At 41.8% G+C, this 19,298-nt stretch carries 23 protein-coding genes; 2 read left to right on the top strand and 21 right to left on the bottom strand.

The window, feature by feature from the left end:
- Positions 1–137: 137 nt before the first annotated feature.
- Together zapE and LZZ98_RS06880 are read right to left on the bottom strand one after the other, a co-directional pair.
- A complete protein-coding gene (gene zapE, locus LZZ98_RS06885) occupies positions 138–1,286 on the bottom strand; it encodes a cell division protein ZapE (RefSeq protein ID WP_237787200.1) in 1,149 nt (382 codons plus the stop codon).
- 95 nt (positions 1,287–1,381) lie between these two features.
- The gene (locus LZZ98_RS06880) at positions 1,382–2,389 is read right to left on the bottom strand and encodes an AraC family transcriptional regulator (RefSeq protein WP_237787199.1); all 1,008 of its coding nucleotides are present in this window, start codon (positions 2,387–2,389) and stop codon (positions 1,382–1,384) included.
- Positions 2,390–2,547: 158 nt separating this feature from the next.
- On the opposite strand from LZZ98_RS06880, the gene LZZ98_RS06875 reads away from it, so the two are divergent.
- Together LZZ98_RS06875 and LZZ98_RS06870 are read left to right on the top strand one after the other, a co-directional pair.
- Positions 2,548–4,059, top strand: a complete 1,512-nt coding sequence (locus LZZ98_RS06875; protein ID WP_237787198.1) for a flavin-containing monooxygenase — start codon at positions 2,548–2,550, stop codon at positions 4,057–4,059.
- Positions 4,060–4,108: 49 nt separating this feature from the next.
- Entirely contained in the window at positions 4,109–5,017 is a 909-nt protein-coding gene (locus LZZ98_RS06870; RefSeq protein ID WP_237787197.1) for a lysine exporter LysO family protein, read from the top strand.
- A gap of 116 nt (positions 5,018–5,133) precedes the next feature.
- Here the strand turns inward: LZZ98_RS06870 and pyrF are convergent, their stop codons facing one another.
- The 19 genes from pyrF to kdsB all read right to left on the bottom strand — a co-directional run bounded on the left by pyrF (position 5,134) and on the right by kdsB (position 19,294).
- Positions 5,134–5,829, bottom strand: coding sequence for an orotidine-5'-phosphate decarboxylase (gene pyrF, locus LZZ98_RS06865; RefSeq protein ID WP_237787196.1), 696 nt, complete (start codon positions 5,827–5,829; stop codon positions 5,134–5,136).
- Between the two features lie 229 nt (positions 5,830–6,058).
- Positions 6,059–6,424, bottom strand: coding sequence for a lipopolysaccharide assembly protein LapA domain-containing protein (locus LZZ98_RS06860; protein WP_086199980.1), 366 nt, complete (start codon positions 6,422–6,424; stop codon positions 6,059–6,061).
- A gap of 21 nt (positions 6,425–6,445) precedes the next feature.
- Positions 6,446–6,748, bottom strand: a complete 303-nt coding sequence (locus LZZ98_RS06855; RefSeq protein ID WP_086174991.1) for an integration host factor subunit beta — start codon at positions 6,746–6,748, stop codon at positions 6,446–6,448.
- Between the two features lie 160 nt (positions 6,749–6,908).
- Complete coding sequence (gene rpsA, locus LZZ98_RS06850) at positions 6,909–8,585, bottom strand: 30S ribosomal protein S1 (protein ID WP_086174990.1); 1,677 nt, start codon at positions 8,583–8,585, stop codon at positions 6,909–6,911.
- Between the two features lie 107 nt (positions 8,586–8,692).
- Positions 8,693–9,376, bottom strand: coding sequence for a (d)CMP kinase (gene cmk, locus LZZ98_RS06845; RefSeq protein WP_237787195.1), 684 nt, complete (start codon positions 9,374–9,376; stop codon positions 8,693–8,695).
- Positions 9,377–9,393: 17 nt separating this feature from the next.
- A complete protein-coding gene (locus LZZ98_RS06840) occupies positions 9,394–9,825 on the bottom strand; it encodes an SRPBCC family protein (RefSeq protein WP_237787194.1) in 432 nt (143 codons plus the stop codon).
- Positions 9,826–9,884: 59 nt separating this feature from the next.
- A complete protein-coding gene (tadA, locus tag LZZ98_RS06835; RefSeq protein WP_237787193.1) occupies positions 9,885–10,406 on the bottom strand; it encodes a tRNA adenosine(34) deaminase TadA in 522 nt (173 codons plus the stop codon).
- 4 nt (positions 10,407–10,410) lie between these two features.
- The gene (locus tag LZZ98_RS06830; RefSeq protein WP_237787192.1) at positions 10,411–11,535 is read right to left on the bottom strand and encodes an enoyl-CoA hydratase/isomerase family protein; all 1,125 of its coding nucleotides are present in this window, start codon (positions 11,533–11,535) and stop codon (positions 10,411–10,413) included.
- Positions 11,532–12,245 (bottom strand): uracil-DNA glycosylase, encoded by a 714-nt coding sequence (ung, locus tag LZZ98_RS06825; RefSeq protein ID WP_237787191.1) that lies wholly within the window; start codon positions 12,243–12,245, stop codon positions 11,532–11,534. Before ung ends, LZZ98_RS06830 begins: the two co-directional genes overlap by 4 nt.
- Before the next feature lie 48 nt (positions 12,246–12,293).
- Complete coding sequence (locus LZZ98_RS06820) at positions 12,294–12,890, bottom strand: 6-pyruvoyl trahydropterin synthase family protein (protein ID WP_237787190.1); 597 nt, start codon at positions 12,888–12,890, stop codon at positions 12,294–12,296.
- Positions 12,891–13,067: 177 nt separating this feature from the next.
- Positions 13,068–14,015: a type II secretion system minor pseudopilin GspK gene (gene gspK, locus LZZ98_RS06815; protein ID WP_237787189.1), complete on the bottom strand. Its 948-nt coding sequence runs from the start codon at positions 14,013–14,015 to the stop codon at positions 13,068–13,070.
- Between the two features lie 18 nt (positions 14,016–14,033).
- Positions 14,034–14,717 carry a type II secretion system minor pseudopilin GspJ gene (gene gspJ / locus LZZ98_RS06810; protein ID WP_237787188.1) on the bottom strand — a complete coding sequence of 228 codons (684 nt, stop codon included), beginning with the start codon at positions 14,715–14,717 and terminating at the stop codon, positions 14,034–14,036.
- The gene (gene gspI, locus LZZ98_RS06805; RefSeq protein ID WP_269091593.1) at positions 14,714–15,154 is read right to left on the bottom strand and encodes a type II secretion system minor pseudopilin GspI; all 441 of its coding nucleotides are present in this window, start codon (positions 15,152–15,154) and stop codon (positions 14,714–14,716) included. Before gspI ends, gspJ begins: the two co-directional genes overlap by 4 nt.
- A complete protein-coding gene (locus tag LZZ98_RS06800; RefSeq protein ID WP_237787187.1) occupies positions 15,144–15,704 on the bottom strand; it encodes a pilus assembly FimT family protein in 561 nt (186 codons plus the stop codon). Before LZZ98_RS06800 ends, gspI begins: the two co-directional genes overlap by 11 nt.
- A 9-nt stretch (positions 15,705–15,713) precedes the next feature.
- A complete protein-coding gene (locus LZZ98_RS06795; RefSeq protein WP_086174979.1) occupies positions 15,714–16,328 on the bottom strand; it encodes a TetR/AcrR family transcriptional regulator in 615 nt (204 codons plus the stop codon).
- Positions 16,329–16,373: 45 nt separating this feature from the next.
- Positions 16,374–17,147, bottom strand: coding sequence for a TatD family hydrolase (locus LZZ98_RS06790; protein WP_237787186.1), 774 nt, complete (start codon positions 17,145–17,147; stop codon positions 16,374–16,376).
- 26 nt (positions 17,148–17,173) lie between these two features.
- Entirely contained in the window at positions 17,174–17,515 is a 342-nt protein-coding gene (locus LZZ98_RS06785) for a PilZ domain-containing protein (RefSeq protein WP_086174977.1), read from the bottom strand.
- A 20-nt stretch (positions 17,516–17,535) separates the two neighbouring features.
- Positions 17,536–18,519 carry a DNA polymerase III subunit delta' gene (locus LZZ98_RS06780; RefSeq protein ID WP_237787185.1) on the bottom strand — a complete coding sequence of 328 codons (984 nt, stop codon included), beginning with the start codon at positions 18,517–18,519 and terminating at the stop codon, positions 17,536–17,538.
- Positions 18,520–18,532: 13 nt separating this feature from the next.
- Complete coding sequence (gene kdsB / locus LZZ98_RS06775; RefSeq protein ID WP_237787184.1) at positions 18,533–19,294, bottom strand: 3-deoxy-manno-octulosonate cytidylyltransferase; 762 nt, start codon at positions 19,292–19,294, stop codon at positions 18,533–18,535.
- Between the last annotated feature and the right edge of the window lie 4 nt (positions 19,295–19,298).

Here is a 19,298-nt window from a genome sequence, read left to right as displayed (position 1 = left end):
GAATTTTACTTTAAAACTACCCAAAAGCTTTATTTCTCACAGCTGTCGAGCAAAGATTAAGCCATGAATAGGGCAAAATGTCGATAAAACAATCAAAGAATTTGTATAAAAAAAGCGCCTGTTTAGGCGCTTGATATTTAGCTGACTTCTGAGGCTGAACCCTGTATTTGTCGGTGTTCAGAGTTCAGATAGTCATCAGACTGCATTTCCAGTAAACGTGAACGCGTGCGTTCAATTTCAAAGACCAGTTTTTCACCTTGGTAAATATCAATAATACTGTCTTCCGAAGTCAGCAATAATTTGACTCCACGATCGTAAAACTCATCTACCAGATAAATAAAGCGACGTGTACCTTCAGACAGGTAATCGGTCAAATGCGGTACATTGCTGACCAGTACCGTATTATAAATATTGGCGATTTCAATAAAGTCAGCTGGACTGCGCGGCTTTAAGCACAGCTCTGAATATTCACACCACAATACATCTTCAGTATGGCCAACAGTTTCTACAATACGGTTATTAATGATAATCGGCTCTTGCGAAATAGTTTGCGTTTGTGTCAGCGCCGTAAAACGCTGGGCAATCCAGAGTTTATGCTCATGCGTTAATGGATGTTTAAACAATTGTGCCTGTTTCAGCACACGCAAACGATAATCCACACCCGCATCAACATTCAAAATGACACAATGTTTTTTTACCATTTCAATGGTGGGGATAAAACGGTCACGATGGATTCCGTTTTTATACAAACCATCCGGTGCAATATTTGAGGTAGCCACCAAGGTAATGCCGCGAGTAAACAGTTTCTGGAATAACTCGCTCAGAATCATGGCATCTGTCACATTGGAGACAAAGAATTCATCAAAACAGATCACCACAGCTTGCTGGTAAATCTGGTCTGCTACCTGATCCAGCGGATTACGCTGTCCTGATAATTTGTTCAGTTCACGATGTACATGCTGCATGAAATGATGAAAATGCATGCGCATTTTACGGCGAAATGGAATCGACTCAAAAAACTGGTCCATCAACCAGGTTTTACCACGGCCTACACCACCCCACATGTATACCCCTTGTGGTGAAGTTTGACGACGGAAACGACGAAACGCTTTTTTAGACGCCTTAAAGCGCTGAATCAATTCTTGCCAGACACGATCCAACTCATGTACAGCTTGCGCCTGTGCATCATCCGGCATGAACTGACCAGACGAGATGGCTTGTGCATAACGTTCCGCAGGTGACAAAGGGATAAAGGCTGTACTGTGCTTCGAATTTAAGTCTGACATAACATGGATACTATTTTAGGCTATTGAAAGTATAGCGAAGATTGAGATGAAATATATAACACTTTGGCATTAATATACTTAGGCTATTTACTAAACTATTTAAAGTACTGACGTGGACTGTGTCCAAACCAGCGTTTGAAGGCATGATTAAAGGCTGCAGGCTCCGAATATCCCAGTAATTCCGCAATCATTTCAATGGAATACTCTTTGTACTCGATCAGCCTTAGAGCCTTGTCCTTAATCAATTGTTCACGTATCTGTTTATAACTGCTTTGCAATTGTTGCAGCTGATGCCGCAAGGTTCGCTCCGGAATTTGCAGGGCTTGTGCCGTTTCTGCCATGGTCGGCATAACCCCTTGTTGCAGCTCTAAATAATCTTGTACACGCTGCACCAAGGATGGCGCTAACTCATCCACCTTTAAACGTTCTAATTCAGCGATACATTTGCTTTCATAGATCTTAAAGGTCATTTTATCCGCTGAAGGAATCTGTACATTTAATACGGCAGCATCAAACCAGAATTCCGCACACTCGGCAGCAAACTGCAATTCGGCACCATAATAATCATGATAGATATCTAAAGCCTGCAGATTTTCCGGCTGTGCAAATGGCAGTTCTATATGCATTTGCGGAACACTTAAGCCCATCATCTTATAAAGATCTTGAATAAATTTATAAGTTCCCGAAATTTCACATTGTGCCCGCAACAACCCGAGATCACTGTTTAAATCTTCAGGTGCATAACATAAAGCCACCTTTTGAGCGGTATATTTTAAGCTTAAGACACCGGTTAAATGCGTTAATGCCTGATAGCGAATGCCCTGCTCTAAAGCAGTACACACATTTTCACTAGTGACCAATAACATCAGTAAGGGACCATAGCCTGCAAGTGCATAATGCTGTCCAATAAACAGCCCTTTTTCTGGTGCAACATCCTGGCCAATGATTTTAAGTACATCCCATTCCAAACTGGAATGAATAATAGAGCTGGGATCCAATGCATCCGCACGCAGTCCAATAGCTTGAAGTTTTTGATCAACTACAACACCTGCTTTACGCATGCCTTGAATTAAATACATCAAGCCGAGAATTGATCGTTTCATAGCAGGGTCACATTAAAATAGCATCTCAATTTTTACTATAATTTTTCATACTTGCAAATTGCCGAATCTATCAATTTTTCTGTCATGACTATCATGTTGGTTATTACACCATTGCTATACGCTATAAAAAATACGAAAAGTCATAAGGCCAATAAAAAATGCATAATCCAACACAAAGCCAGCCTATGCCAACACAAACAAAAATTGCCATCATTGGTGCAGGTTTTGGTGGATTGGCAATGGCTATACGCCTATTACAAAGCAATATTGATGATTTTGTGATTTTGGAAAAAGCCAACGAGGTAGGCGGAACCTGGCGTGAAAATCAATATCCCGGTGCAGCCTGCGACGTACAGTCACATATGTATTCCCTCTCTTTCGCACCAAAAAGCGACTGGTCAAAACGTTATGCTGAAGCACCGGAAATTTTTAAATATATACAAGATTTAATCACAGACTATGATCTGGAAAAGTATTGCCAGTTTAATTGTGAAGTTCTGGCTGCCGAATACAATGAGCAAAGTTGTGACTGGAAACTTACCCTCAATAATGAGCAAACTCTGATTGCTCAATTTGTGGTTTTTGCATCCGGCCCTTTACATGTACCCCATATCCCTCATATCAAGGGCATTGAAAAGTTTCAAGGTAAAGTTTTTCATTCCTCACAATGGGATCATCAATACGACTTAACAGACAAAAATGTCGCATCCATTGGCACAGGTGGCAGTGCAATTCAATACATTCCAGAAATTGCAGCACAAGTCAAACAACTCTATGTGTTCCAGCGTACTGCGGCTTGGGTCATACCACGGGATGAACGCCACTATTTGAATGTTGAAAAGAAATTATTCAAAAAATTAGACTGGTTTAGAAAACTGCATCGGGCACGTTTATATTGGTCAAACGAATCCCGTGTGGTTCCCATTGTTCAACCTACAGTAATGAAATACACCCAAAAACTGGCGGAATTTTTTATCAAGTTTCAGGTCAAAGATAAAAAGCTGGCTCAAAAACTGACACCGGATTACATCATGGGATGCAAACGGATATTGGTGTCTAATAAGTACTATCCAACTTTTAACCGAAGCAATGTTGAACTAGTCACCGAGGCCATTCAGGAATTAACTGAAAACAGCATCATCACCCAAGATGGGCAAGAACGAGCCATTGATTGCCTCATTTACGGTACAGGTTTTATTACCGATCCACGCATCTATTTAAAATCCTTTCACTGTATTGGCGAACATGGGCAGGAACTTAAAGATGCCTGGAAAGATGGTGCTGAGAGTTACTATGGCATTAGTACCAAAAGCTTCCCTAATTTATTTCAGTTACTGGGGCCTAATACCGTTTTGGCGCACAACTCCGTGATCTTCATGATCGAATCTCAGGTCAATTACATCTTGCAAATGATTCAACTGGTCAAACAAACTCATAGCGATGCCATTGTGGTGAAAGATCAAGCACAAGACCAGTTCAATCAGAAGGTACAAAAATTGCTTGATGGCACAGTCTGGCAATCTGGCTGTGTAAGCTGGTATCAACAGGATGGCGGCAAAAACTTTGCCCTGTGGCCTACTTATACCTGGAAATATTGGTTAAAGACTAAAAAACTCAATCCAGCTGATTTCCGCCTACTGAGTCACCCCAAGAGAAATCGTGCAGCTTAATCTTATATTGTTCATAATAAGCAGGTATTTTTTACCTGCTTAATTCTTTATGCAATCCATCTGGTTAATCTTCCAACTTCTCGCTAGCCTCGCGATGGGCTTTGTGCTTGCCCGCAAACTGCCTACCCGACTTGAAAAATTTGCTTTTCAAATTTTGCCCTATTTCACCTATATTTTACTGTTTACCATTGCAATTGAATTTTCTCAAACCCTACATAACATCTCAAGCCCGCATTTAATTTTGGGTTCTTCCCTGACGCTTGCATTATGTACCTCATTTGGCGCATTTATCTGTTGCTACCTGCTCTTTAAAAGCATTGGCTTTCAGCCCACCCAAGGTAAGGTTTCAGCGAGCCTGTTGTTTAAATCACTACTCAATATCAGCTATGCATTTATTGCATTAGCAACAGGATATTTTGCTGCGGAAGCTGCCAGTTTTTCAGGTTATAGCCTGCACATCAGCACCTGGAATTTGTTACTGGTCTTTATGTTTCTTATTGGGCTTGATCTGGCCTATTCACCACTTGATCACTCGTGGCTAAACTGGAAAATCATGCTCGTGCCAGCAGGCTGTATTATGGGTTCATTGCTCGGTGCCTTCATTAGCGTTTTATTTATAGAGCACATTTCACTCAAAGACCTGATCATGCTGTCACAAGGTTATGGCTTTTACTCCATGACCGGCATTGTGGTGACAGAACTTAAAAATGCTGAACTTGGTAGCATCGCCTTAATGAATGATCTGTTTCGGGAAATTATTTCAATTTTGATGATGTATGTGATTGGCTGGCGTTATCCACGTTCTGCCATTTCAGCAGCTGCTGCAACCGCTATGGACGTGACCTTGCCGATGGTAAAACAGGCCTGTGGTAATGATTTTATTCCTCATGCCATGGTTAGCGGTTTTATTCTTTCTGTGCTTGCACCAATTATGGTGAGTGTTTTGGCTGTGGTTTAATTTTTCATATTTATCCCTCACCTAAATCCTCTCCCAGAGGAAGAGGACTTGTCCATTTTTACAATAATGGGACATTCTCTCTCCCTTTGGGAGAGAGTTAGAGAGAGGGTGTAAAATTACAACGTTGCCAAAATATCTTTCAATGTCTGACGTGGATTTTCAGATTTAGTAATGGGACGACCAATGACTAAATGTGTAGAACCATCAAGCATGGCTTGTTTCGGTGTCACAATACGTTTTTGGTCATCTGCTGCCGAGCCTGCTGGACGAATCCCAGGAGTCACTAAAGCAAAGTCTTGACCCAAAGTTTCACGCAGCATTTTCGCTTCTTGCGCAGAACACACCACACCATCTAAACCACTGTCTTTCGTTAAAGCAGCCAGGCGTTTTACTTGCTCAAATGGTTCGATATCCAATCCGATATCTTTTAAATCTTCACGCCCCATTGAAGTCAGTACAGTCACAGCAATCAGTTGAGTTTTATAATTCCCTGTCTTTAAGCGTGCTACACAGGTTTCCATCATTTTACGGCCACCTGATGCATGTACATTCACCATCCAGACCCCCAAGTCTGCTGCTGCACATACTGCTTGAGCTGTAGTATTCGGGATATCATGAAATTTCAAATCCAGGAAAACTTCAAAGCCTTGGTCATGCAATGCCTTAACCACGCTTGGGCCTTCATGAGTAAATAGCTCTTTACCAACTTTCACCCGACATAATGCAGGATCCAGCTGCTCTGCAATTGTTAACGCGTCATATTGGCTTTTAGCATCCAGTGCAACAATGATACTCAAGAGACTTACCTTCACTCAGACAAAAAAGAAAGTCTATTATAAGGGCTATTCCAGCTTAGACATAGTGTTAAAAAAATAAGTTAATTGAAGTCATTATTCTGAATTATTGTTCTCTGCTTCAGATTCAAAACATAAAAAAACACCCTGAAGTGATCTATTTTCAGGGTGTTTCAAAATTCAATTAAAATTTTTGAATCTCAGCCTTCTAACTGACTGAGCCAAACCTTATATACAACATACGACATTATAATGGAGTAGATGAACGATCTTCCGGATGAATATCGAGTACTGTCTTTTCATGTCTGGTATGAGCTGCCGCCTCAGCTGCTGCCAGCTGTGCCGCTTGTATTTGTTCTTTTCGTAGATGTTCAATGTCTTTACGTAATCGCTTAATTTCCCAGTTAGTCTGAAATACCCGGAAAATTTGTACTCCCAACAGCAATCCTAGTACTACACCTAAAGCTAACGTCAATAACAACAACAGGCCTAAACGCATTGCCGGTACTTGAGTAAACAATAAATCAACCGTGAGTTCGGTACCATTTTGCAGTACGAGAGCCAATGAATAGCCAAAAAGTACTATTAGTAATGCGACTAAAACGTAACGCATAAATACCCCATAAAATTTCTATTACTGTGCAGATTCGTTTACTGCATCGCGTAATGCTTTACCAGGTTTAAAATGCGGAACTGCTTTTGCAGCCACTTCAACAGAACGACCTGTTTTAGGATTACGCCCCACGCGTGGATCACGGTGATGCAAAGCGAAACTACCAAAACCACGAATTTCAATACGATTATCAGATGACAATGCGGCTATCATTTGATCAATCATAATCTTAACAGCTTCTTCAACCAAAGGCTCTGCTAAGTGTGGATTTTTTAGGGAAATTCGCTCTATTAAGTCAGACTTATTCAGTGCTTCCGTAGTCATCTGCGACCTCTTTAATTATCAAGCTATTTTATAGATAATCAGATAATAACCTGTTTAAATACAAAACGGTAGCGTAATAAGTTAATACTACGCTACCGTTTACAGTATTTGTGTAAAAAGTATTAGTTAATTTACATTAACAATACATTTTGACGCCTACTTAGTTACCCATTTGAGCTTTGATCAAATCACCAATAGTCTTAGGACCATTGTCTTGACCAGCTGCAGCTGTTTTCAAGTTAGCAACTGCTTCTTTCTCTTCAGCTTCGTCTTTCGCTTTGATTGACAAGTTGATAGAGCGAGATTTACGGTCTACATTGATGATTTTAGCTTCAACTTCTTGACCAACTTCAAGGAACTTAGTTGCATCTTCAACGCGGTCGCGGTTGATTTCAGATGCTTTAAGAGTCGCTTCAACTTCGTCAGCTAACTTAACAGTAGCGCCACGAGCGTCAACTGCAGTTACAGTACCTTTAACAAGCGCACCGCGTTCGTTAGTAGCCAAGAAATCGTTGAACGGATCGCTGTTCATTTGTTTGATACCAAGGCTGATACGGTTGCCTTCAGCATCTACAGACAAGATAACCGCTTCAACAGTGTCACCTTTCTTGTAACGACGGATAGCTTCTTCGCCTTGTTCGTTCCAAGAGATGTCAGACAAGTGAACCAGACCATCGATACCACCTGGTAAACCGATGAAGATACCGAAATCAGTGATTGATTTGATCGTACCTGAAACTTTTTCGCCTTTGTCGTGGTCTTTAGCAAACTCTTCCCATGGGTTAGCACGAGTTTGTTTGATACCAAGAGAAATACGACGACGTTCTTCGTCCACTTCAAGAACCATAACATCAACTTCGTCACCAATCTGAACAACTTTAGATGGGTGGATGTTTTTGTTAGTGTGGTCCATTTCTGAAACGTGTACTAAACCTTCAACGCCTTCAGCGATTTCAGCGAAACAACCGTAGTCAGTAAGGTTCGTTACGCGAGCTTTAACGATAGAACCTTTAGGGTAACGGTTCATGATCGCTAACCATGGATCTTCGCCTAATTGTTTAAGGCCTAAAGATACGCGGTTACGTTCGCGGTCGAATTTAAGTACTTTAACAGTAACTTCTTGTCCAACTTCAACAACTTCTGAAGGATGCTTGATACGTTTCCAAGCCATGTCAGTGATGTGAAGAAGACCGTCGATACCGCCAAGGTCAACGAATGCGCCGTAATCAGTAAGGTTCTTGATAGTACCTGTAACTGTTTGACCTTCTTCAAGCTGAGCAAGAAGAGCTTCACGGTCAGCTGAAGATTCAGCTTCCATAACAGCACGACGAGATACAACAACGTTGTTACGTTTAGCATCAAGTTTGATTACTTTAAATTCTAACTCTTTACCTTCTAAGTGAGTAGTATCACGAATAGGACGAGTATCAACTAAAGAACCTGGAAGGAACGCACGTACTGGACCGATATCAACAGTGAAACCGCCTTTAACTTTACCAGAGATAACACCAGTAACGATTTCGCCGTCTTCAAAGATTTTTTCAAGTTTAGTCCAAGTTTCAGCACGTTTAGCTTTTTCACGTGATAAAACTGTTTGACCCATACCGTTGTCAAGAGCTTCAACAACAACGTCAACAGTATCGCCAACTTGAACTTCAAGTTCACGTTGGTCGTTTAAGAATTCAGCGCGGTCAACAATACCTTCTGATTTAAGGCCAGTGTCAACTGTTACCCAGTCAGAGTCAATGCTTACTACAACGCCCTGGATGACAGCACCCTTTTCAACGTTGAGGTTTAATTCGCTTTCTTCAAAGAGGGCTGCAAAAGATTCGGTCATGATATACCTGATAAAGTCAGCGGTCTTGGATCAGACAAGGCCGGTTTAATAAAGCTTCCACATAGTCCGTAATAAACTGATCTAGCTATGCTTTGGCTGAAAATTCGTTAATTGGCTAATTGCTTGTCGACAAAGTTCGTCATCAAATTGAATACTTCATCGATGCCCAGTTCTGAACTATCGATGATATATGCATCTGCTGCTGGCTTGAGTGGTGCGACTGTGCGCTCCATATCACGTTTGTCTCGAGCTTGTATATTAGCTAAAATGTCGTTCATTTTAACATCTAGCCCCATACCCTGCAACTGCTTTACTCGTCGCTCCGCTCGGGATTCAGCCGATGCAGTCAGGTAAATCTTGGCTTGAGCTTCCGGAAAAATAGAAGTGGCCATATCTCGACCATCAGCAACCAAGCCTGGGGCTTGTGCAAATGCGCGCTGACGTTCTAAAAGTGCAGTTCTAAGCTCAGGAATTGCCGCAACTTTTGAGGCAAATTCACCGACGCGTTCAGTACGGATGGTTTGGGTGACATCTTCGCCGTCCAGTTGAACCTGCGCACCCACCTGAGTTGTAACAAATTTTATGTCTAAATTTGTTGCAATTTTAATGCATGAATCAAGCGCCGAGTCTAAAGCATCCAGTAAATCCTGTTGATGTAATGACAGCCCCAACAGACGATATAAAGCCCCAGAATCAAGCAAATGAAATTGATAATGTGCTGCCAGTTTAGCGGCAAGTGTGCCTTTTCCAGAACCACTTGGCCCATCTATGGTAATAATTTGAACTGTCATTAATGTTCCACTTTACGCTATACAGTTTTAGCTAATTTTGAAAAACCTAGTTTAATCGCAGATTTAAGCTGTGCAAGGATTAATTTACTGATAAAAGGAGCACGCGCCTGCAATTCAATGGTATAAGTCACCAAGGTTTTTCCAGCATCTTTGGCTTCAAACTCGATAATCCCCAAATGGTGTTTTACCAGAGGATTCTTCACAATCTGGTATTCGATACGCTGATTTGGCTCCAGCAAAGTAATTTGTTCCTGTAAAGGCTTGATGGGACCAAAACCCATGCGACGCACCGAACCCACCCCATCCGGACGCTCCGGATCATTTGAGTCTTTAATTCGCTCAACCTGAATCGGCGCAAAAGCGACATTGTAGGTGGCATGTTTTGATAACAAATCAAAAACCTGATCGATGGGTGCGTTAAATTCTTTTTTTACTTGAATAGAATTCATGACTTATCCTGATTTTTTATTGACAATAGATATTGTCATTATAGTTTACATGGTTTGAATTAATGATTCTCATCATTTAGGGACTTTTCTTGTAACTTCTGCAATCTTTTTTGCTCACGGCGCATCTTAAAAAAATCACTGAGTTGTTGAGAACACTGTTCATCTAGACATCCAGCGACAAAATCAAACTGATGGTTATAGTATCCGGTTTGCAATAATTTACGCGCACTGACCAGGGAACCTGCTTTCGGCTCGGTTGTTCCAAACACCACCCTGGATACCCGCGCATGAATCAAAGCTCCAACACACATGGTACAAGGTTCCAAAGTCACATATAGAACGGAATCATCAGGAAGACGGTAATTATTCAGATAAGCACAAGCCTGACGCAATGCTTGAACTTCAGCATGCGCAGTCGGATCATTCAATGAGATAGGTGCATTATAACCTGCACCAATAATCTGATTTTGACTGACGATCACTGCACCCACAGGAATCTCTTGTTTTGATGCTGCAATGGCAGCTTGCTCATAAGCAAACTGCATCCAGTACTCATCAGTCAGTTGTGTAGCATCAGTCATAAGCTTAGCTGATGACTCCATAATGCTTCAATAAATCATTCCAGCTTTGAATAGTGGTTATTGGTGGGTAATCAGATAAAATGGCTTTTAAAGAGAAATCACTGCCCTTTTTCCATTCTGGCGATAAATCTTTATCCACCAAACGTGCTCGCACACCTTCCACAAAATCCGGATGACGAATCTTCCAGTTGGAAATTTGTGTTTCCAGTTCAAAAACTTCATTCCAGGAATGAACTCGCTTACCCCATTGCCATAACAACCAGGTAATGGCAGCAGTCGCAGGCGAACCTTTTTGCAGATTTTCACTGGCTTGACGCAGCCAGTCACTGCGCGCATCACTGAGTCCTATAATAGATTCATAGTCATGTTCAAAGTTCACCCCACGGCAAACACTGTGAATCACATCCAGTGAATTTTGTAAGGGACCCGGTCCTACCGGACGATGCAAGCTATTTAAAGTATCATCAATGGCACGGAAATCTCCCGCCGGATAATGCCCCCAATCAATATTAAGCATTTTTTCCAGTACGTTATCACGCTGCGCATCACAAATATGGGTTGCCCAACCAATACCGTAAGCACCCGCTGAAGTCATGATTGATCCAGTCAGGCCGGTAAACAAACCAATGGCACCACGATCGGCCAGAAAGCGCGTTGCGCCTACATCGGGATACAAACCGATATTAATTTCAGGCATCGCCAAACGTGAATAAGGCGTGACCAGGCGGAAAGGCGCCGCCATAAATAAACCTAAACCACCACCCATGACATAACCTTCACCCCAAACCAGCACAGGTTTAGCATAGTTATGCAGCAATAAATCCAGTGCATATTCCTGCTCAAAGAATTTATTTGCCGTTTCAACTTCATCATTGATCACCAACTGACGAAGTTTACGTACATCACCACCGGCACAGAATGCTTTTGGTGTAGTGGAATCCAGCCAAATTGCCTTTACCGCATCATCATAATGAAAATCTTGGAATACTTGCAAAAGTGCGGTAACGATGGATTCATCCAAGGCATGCAGAGATTTCGGACGGTTCAGGCGAACAATGCGCCAGCCATTCTTTGCTTCTTCTACAATAAGATCGGGATGATAATTTTTTAGTTCAGGAGATTGTGTCATGCGTCCAGCTGCCAATTGATCGGCTCAATGCCATTTTGTTTCAGATAATTATTTGCTTTAGAAAATACTTTACAACCAAAAAAACCACCGCGGTTTGCTGACAAAGGAGAAGGATGTGCAGCTTTCAATACCAGATGTTTATTTTGATCGATGCGTTGCCCTTTACGTTGCGCATAAGCGCCCCAAAGGATAAACACGATATGCTCACATTGCTCGTTTAAAACGTCAATAATGTGATCGGTGAAATCTTCCCAACCACGCTTCTGATGGGATGTCGGCTGTCCTGCCTCAACAGTCAAAACCGCATTGAGCAATAACACACCTTGTTCAGCCCAACGGGTTAAATCACCATGCTTGGGAGCAGGAATACCAAGATCAGTATTTAATTCATGAAAAATATTACGCAAAGATGGAGGTAACGCAACCCCTTTTTGCACTGAAAAACTTAAGCCATGTGCCTGATTGGGACCATGATAAGGATCCTGCCCCAGAATAACGACTTTAACATGGTTCAAGGGAGTTGTATTTAAGGCGTTAAAAATGAGTGGATTTGGTGGATAGATGACTTTATCCGCCTGTATTTCAGTCACTAGAAACTGTTTTAAATCATCCATTTTAGTGCTGAGCAAAAAATCGCTCAAGGCACTTTTCCAACTCGCATCTAACTGGATTTTGTCTAGTTTAGTTTGCTGTTGTTCCGTTAAAGACATATCTACTTCCTAAGTTTTTATTTACCAGACCCAACTTTTTCGCCATCTTCAAATTTGTACTTGAAGATCGACCGTTGGGTTTTGGAATTTAATACCTTGTTGTAATTTTTCATACATCATCGGATCAGCCCATTCCGCTTGAACCTGTTCAGAAAATACAATATGTTTCAGACTTAGCACACCCATTTGCTCATTTTCAATATCTTCAATAAAGCTTTGTGCATAGCCTGTATCGGTTTCATGCACAATCACTGAATAGACTTCTACATCACCTTCCCCGTTTTGGGTTTCAGTAGACACAAGTACCTGTTGTGCCAAGTAGAAGAAAATACGTGAAAATTGTTCTGCGGATGGAGAAACAGGTAAAGATACCCAGCGTGCACTAAATTTCTTGCAAGCGGCAATATATTCGGCATCATCATGCTGCCAGAAGCAGATCGCATGATCAAAACTGTCAAAAATATCTTTAATTACACCTTTTAATAATCCGAAGTCATACACCATTTGCCCATGATCAAGCTTTGATGCTTTCAGTAACAATTCAACTTTATAGCTATGCCCATGAATCGAACGCTTACAACGATCCGATGTGCAATTTCGCACAATATGAGCATTTTCAAACTTAAATAACTTACGAATTAACATGTGCCGTGATGCAATCAAAAATTTGTGAATTAATCTCAATTATAAAGCAAAAGTAAAAGTTATAAAGTAAAACTAAGAGGCGGTGCATGAATTTTACTGTTCAACACCATTGGTGAAATGGATGCAGCTCAATAGAAGTGAAGATATAATTTTTATAAAATGTCTTGTTTTATTTGATTAAAACGGCGCCATACTGCGAGATGCCACATAAACGTGCTTATCCTTGCGCACCAAAGCACTACTGAACTGGCGTTTACGCCCACTGAGCAGCACTTCAATTTTGGCGCTAAAATACGCAGATTTCACCCCTAACAGATTGCTGACTTCACTTCTTACATCGGCACTGACCTGGTTAAAAGGCTCAATTGACCAAAGATCATTCACACTGGAAAAATGTTCCAAATTGGCCTGGCGCTGTTGTAAAACCTGTTGCACTGCTTTGATATCCAGCTTGGGATCAAGACTTGCCAGTAGCATCGCTGGTGCTGTATTGATATTCACCTTTGTATCCAGGTCTGGAACTGCACTGACATAATCGGCAATTTGCAGATATTTTTTTCCTTCAAAGCCACGTACCAGTTTCAGTTCTTCTACACTATGGAATTTGCTGTTTGCCGGTAAATAACCTTGTGTCAATCCCTGATAATAGCTTGCTTCAGCACCCATTGAGCCAATGGTTTCATTATCGGCATCTTGCCAGTCTATGACAGCCTCACTCAACTTTTCCGGCAATCCAACACGCAGCAACAGTTTTTCAAACCAGGCTTTTGCCTGAGGATTTGGCGTACCATCTGCATTCAGCAAGCTGTTTAAATTAAATTTTCCCGACTGATCCTCTAAAGTACCTGCTACAAAACCATCCTCTACCGGGAAAGCCGGCATCGGTTTGGCCCAGTTTTCTTGTAAATGATCAATATCGCCAGCATTCTCTGCATCATCAATCAACAGTTCTGAAAAAAATGCTTCTGCACTTTTGGCATATAGTAGCGACTGGTTTTGACGCATCAAATATGCCGTGTTTTCCGCAGTATTGGCCTGTCTTTTGGCAATAGTCGCAGCAAGGATGGTCGCCAATGCCACCATGACCAAAATCGTGATTAAGGCAACGCCCTGTTGCGGCTTCATGTTCAATTGAGTCAAACCTTATGATGTAGAGTTATTTGTATTGCTATTTGCATTATTATTCGGATTGCTATTTTGCTGTTTTAAATAATCGGTGTTTAATAAACTAAAAACCCACTCATAGGCCACATCTTTTACCGTCAGTTTGATTTTAATGCCTTTAGGTAAGATCTGTTTTTGCGTGACATCATTTAAATCTACCTGACCCTCTGGCCACGCATTGAGTTCACTCGGATTTAATACCACAATCTCAAACTGGTCGACATTATTGAGCAGCACACTGGATTCAGGCTGATCCCGTCCGGTACTGTTCAAGTTACGGTATTTTAAGCGATAGAGTTTTTTTTCATCGGCACGATATTGATATTCAACCCGCTCATCTGGAGATATCCCCTGATTCAAAGGATCCGTTACTCCTGTCTTACTAAAATTAAAACGTCCATTTTGCAACACCAATGCAGGCTGAAGATCATTGTTCATATTGGCATTCAAAGGAACAGCCTGTACGGTATCACGCAGAATTTGCTGGTAGGCTTCCTGAAGCTGACCTAAATTGATCTCATGTTCAGCATTACGGTCTTTGACTTTAATTAAATAATCAAAAACTTTCCAGCCCAATGCCGAAAGCACACTAAAAATGGCAATTGCCACCAAAAGTTCAACCAAAGTGAAACCTTTTTTATTTTTCTCAGTCTGCTTTTTCATGCTTTGGCCTTCGGGTTAAAGAAAACCAAATGCGTCACTCCTGATTCAACCTTACCCGTTTCAGCATTAAACAAACTGACCTGTACTTCTATGCGTTGCACATTTGGACTAATGGTCGATTGTGCAGATTTGCCAATTTGCCAGGTTTCACCTTGCTGGGTGACCTGTTTGGATTGGGTTCCCTGCAACCATTCCTGATTAATTCCCATCATTGCCACTTCGTTCAAGGCCACAAATTGCGCTTTGGTTCTTAAAATGGCATTCGAGGTTGCTTGGGTATATTGCATAGCCACCTTGGTGAAAGCAATTGCAGCAGTGGCGAAAATCGCCAAAGCCACCATGACTTCCAATAGCGTAAATCCTGAGCTGCGATGAGCAAGACACTGTTTTGCCGCAAAGCAAGACAAAGATTTATGCGTAGAGTATCTAGCTTTCATTGATTTTACCCAGATGGTCAATCTCGATTTCTTCACCAATCGGACGCTGTTCAAAATAAAATTGAATCCGTACCGGTTTGGCCTCTCCATTGCCTAGCCACAGCAGTTGCGGTGCATTCGAGTTCAGCAAATCCTCATTATTGGCATTTTCATAAGCATGATCGAGTGATGTGATAGTAAACGAAACATGCTCCGGCAAAGTCCTGGCAGTAAATTCCGCATAATCTTGCCATTTTTTGTTTTCTTCAAGAACTTGAGGGCTTGTGGTTTGAATGGAAAGAGGTAGATATTCAAGCACCCCATAACGAAAGGGTGAGACATCCGTAGCACTTTGTACATTCAAGGCAAAAATGCGGGCTTGATCATTTGCTTCACGGTTAATTCTGCGTAAATCCATAATAAACACTTCTCGTGCCTGCATGGCTTTACGCTGGTCTACCCCGTTAATATTGGTCAGAATTAAAGAAGCCATGATTGCCATAATCACAATGACCACCATCAACTCGATCAGGGTAAAACCACGAATTGATGATGATCGGATTGGCTTCATGGCATACCTTTAAGCAAACTGTTCCGCAGAACTGACCTGTTTTGGCATGGCCAGTGCCTGATCGATATACGCCACGCGCAATGTGTCACGTGACCCCAGATAACGCTGGTAAAAACTGGAATTCAGAATAGCTGCTGCGCCATGCGTTAAGGCCCAAATGGATGCCAGATAATCACGTGTCGACATGCCACTTTGAATACTTTCTAAATAGCTTTCAGTCATACGGATAATAATACGCAAACGCTGTTTTCTGACCTGATACAGTTCACTAAACAAAAGATTAATGCCGATCCCGGTTGTAGAAAGGCGTTCCTCTATTTGATGGAACAGCACCGTGCGCTCAGGATGATGCAAATGATGCAGCATAAAGAAAGCTAAATGCTCTGGAAAGGCTTTCTCCGCGTCCTTAATCATCTCGAGTAGCATGTTCTCATTACGAATAATGAGCAACATGTACAGCTCATCTTTACTTTGGAAATGTTTATATAGAGTTCCCTTCGCCAGATCGAGTTCTGCTGCCAACGCATCTAGCGTCATCCCTGATTCGCCATTTTCTAACAGCAGTTGCTCTGCAACCTGAAAAATTAACGCTTCTCTTGCTCGAAACTGAGCCTGACGATCCATCTTCACTCTGTAATTCTCTTCTGCGCTTATATCAATTTAAATTATTTACTTTAAATTAAGGAGGTTTTCAAAGTTCTGCATTGTAATGAAAGCAATTTCCTCAACTGACTTATCATATACATCACTCAAGGCTTTTGCTACATAAGGAACGTATTTTGGTTCATTAGATTTTCCTCTGTAAGGCATTGGTGCCAAATAAGGGCTATCAGTCTCAATCAGTACGCGGTCAAGTGGAACCTGCTTGGCCACATCCCGTAAATCCTGCGCATTTTTAAAAGAAACAATCCCGGAAAATGACACATAATAGCCACAATCCAGCACAGCCTTTGCAGTTTCCCAGTCTTCAGTAAAACAATGCAAAATACCATGGGTAGATTTTTCAGCCCGGATGATATCGACCGTATCATGCTTGGCAGCGCGGGTATGTACCACCACCGGTTTTTTCACCGCCTGAGAGGCATGAATATGGCGAGCAAAACATTGTTTTTGTTCTGTAATAAAATCGGTACTGTGAAAATAATCCAGTCCTGTTTCACCAATGGCCCAAACTTTTTCAGGCTGCGCCAGTTCAATCAGATAATCCGTGGTTGCACGCGCCATAGTCACAGGATCTTCACAGGGATGAACACCGACGCTGTATCCTACATCCGCATGGCGTGAGGCAATTTTAGCCAGCTCGATATGGTCATCCAGGTCAACCGAGATGCTCATGAATTTGGATACACCCGCTTCACGCGCCTGAGCTAATGCCAGATCCAGATTGCCATCATAAGGCGTTAAATCCAGCAAGGTTAAATGGCAGTGAGTATCTACAAACACGGTGAGATCCTAAATCGATTAAACAGCTACATAGTGTAACTAGTTCGACCTTCAGACTTAATACCTGTAAGTATCTTTTCAGCCTCTGATTTGTAATAAACACCCTTTTCCCCAGTCAACTGCATACCAAAGCCTTGTAATTTGATGCCATTTTGCTTTTGGGATATCCAAATAACTTTACCGGTTAAAGGAATTTTTTGTGATTGTTCCGGCAATGTCGCCAGTACAAATACTTCTTCACCCAGCGTGACCGGTTGCTTGGTAGGAATAAACAATCCCCCACCGACAACATAGGGCATATAACTGGCATATAACGTGTCTTTATCCGGGATATTGACTTGAATAATACCGCCCATACGTGGTTGCATTTGATTCCCCTTTTAAATGTTTAAATATTCATTAGTTTTATACACAATTGATCCAGCACTAAATTGCTTTGGACATTTTGCTCAATATATTGTTTAGCTTGCTGTAAATCAGAATAAACCGTAAATAAAAATTCCAAAGTATATTGTTCTGATAATCCACTCAAATCCAGATCTGAGTTTTTAACTTGCTGATTTAGCTTGACACAAATTAAATCTGACAACAAGTATTCAAACATTTGTGTAAAGTCACTAAAACTCAGCGCTTTATTCCACTTGGTCGCAATTGCCATCGGCATATTTTTTTGTGTGACCAGTTTTTGCCAGTCCGTTAAAAATTCTTGCCGCTTGTTCAACCATTCCATTTCAGCCAGCTGCATCGCCTGCAATGGCATCTGATTGGATAAATTCATCAATAACTGTTTTTGGATTGGGTCCAAATCAGGCAAATGCTCGGATAGATAGCTATCCGCTTGAGCCACAGAAATACGGTCGAGTGCAAAATGCTGTAACCGGCTGCGAATCGTGGCAGGAAGTTTTAAATAGTGATCAGCCAATAAAATAATCACTACCCGATCACCCGGCTCTTCCAGAGTCTTAAGCAGGGCATTGGCAGATGCGATATTTAAGGCTTCTGCCGGCTCAATTACGATCACACGCCAGCCATCCACAGTTTGCTGCACAAAGGGCAATAAATCACGGATTTTTTCAATCTTGATTTTGGCGTTTTGCTTTTTATTGTCTTCATCTGTGCTGATATAGACATAGTTGGGATGGGTATCTGACTTTAACCATAAACAGCTGCCACATTCACCACACGGCACATTGTTTACATGCCGGTTAGCACACAATACCCAAGCCAAAAAATATTGTGCAAAAGCTTCCTTCCCACAGCCTTTTTTGCCATAAAAAAGCAGGCCATGCCCCAGTTTGGGAAAGCGCCCTGTCAAGGTATCCCAAACCGTTTGCTGCCATGGGTAAACTTGTGCCACAACATTATTTTGCATGGAGGAATTCACCTTATTCGAAGCAAGCAACATCCATCTGATTCAGACGATCCAGATCCGCCTGCGTATCTACACCCGGTGGCAAGTTTGCTTCTGCAACCGCAATCGCAATACGATGCCCATTTTCCAGCACACGCAATTGCTCCAAACTTTCCAGCTTTTCCAATACCCCCATATTCCAAGACACATATTCCTGCAGCAAATTCACACGATAAGCATATAAGCCCAAATGGCGAAACGCCTGTTGATGCAATTGCTGAACCGCTTGCTTAGCACCATCACGATCATAAGGAATAGTGGCACGGCTAAAATATAAAGCCTGGTTATATTTGGACATCACCACTTTTACAATACTGTCGCGCTGGAACTCTTCCAGACTATGAATCGGCTCACATAATGTCGACATGGAAGATTCAGGTTGTGACTCTAAAAGCTGCGCCACCTGCTGCACCAACTGAGCAGGAAGCAAAGGTTCATCCCCTTGCACGTTGACAATAATATCTTCGTTGGCCCAGCCTTTAATGCGTGCAACTTCACTTAAACGGTCGGTGCCAGAGGGATGATCCGCACTGGTCAGCACTACATCTATGCCCTCAGCTCGACACACTTCTGCAATACGCTCATCATCCGTGGCTACACAGAGATCATCAAAACCAGCAACTTTCTTTGCCTGATCCACCACACGTAAAATCATGGCACGACCATGAATTTCCAATAACGGTTTACCCGGCAAACGTGAACTTGCAAAACGTGCTGGAATAACAATATGTTTCATAAAC

Origin of the sequence: Acinetobacter sp. SM34 (assembly GCF_022012365.1) — a bacterium.
Taxonomy (GTDB): domain Bacteria; phylum Pseudomonadota; class Gammaproteobacteria; order Pseudomonadales; family Moraxellaceae; genus Acinetobacter.
Note: the sequence above shows the minus strand (reverse complement) of the source record. Positions and strands in the feature narration are given on the sequence as shown.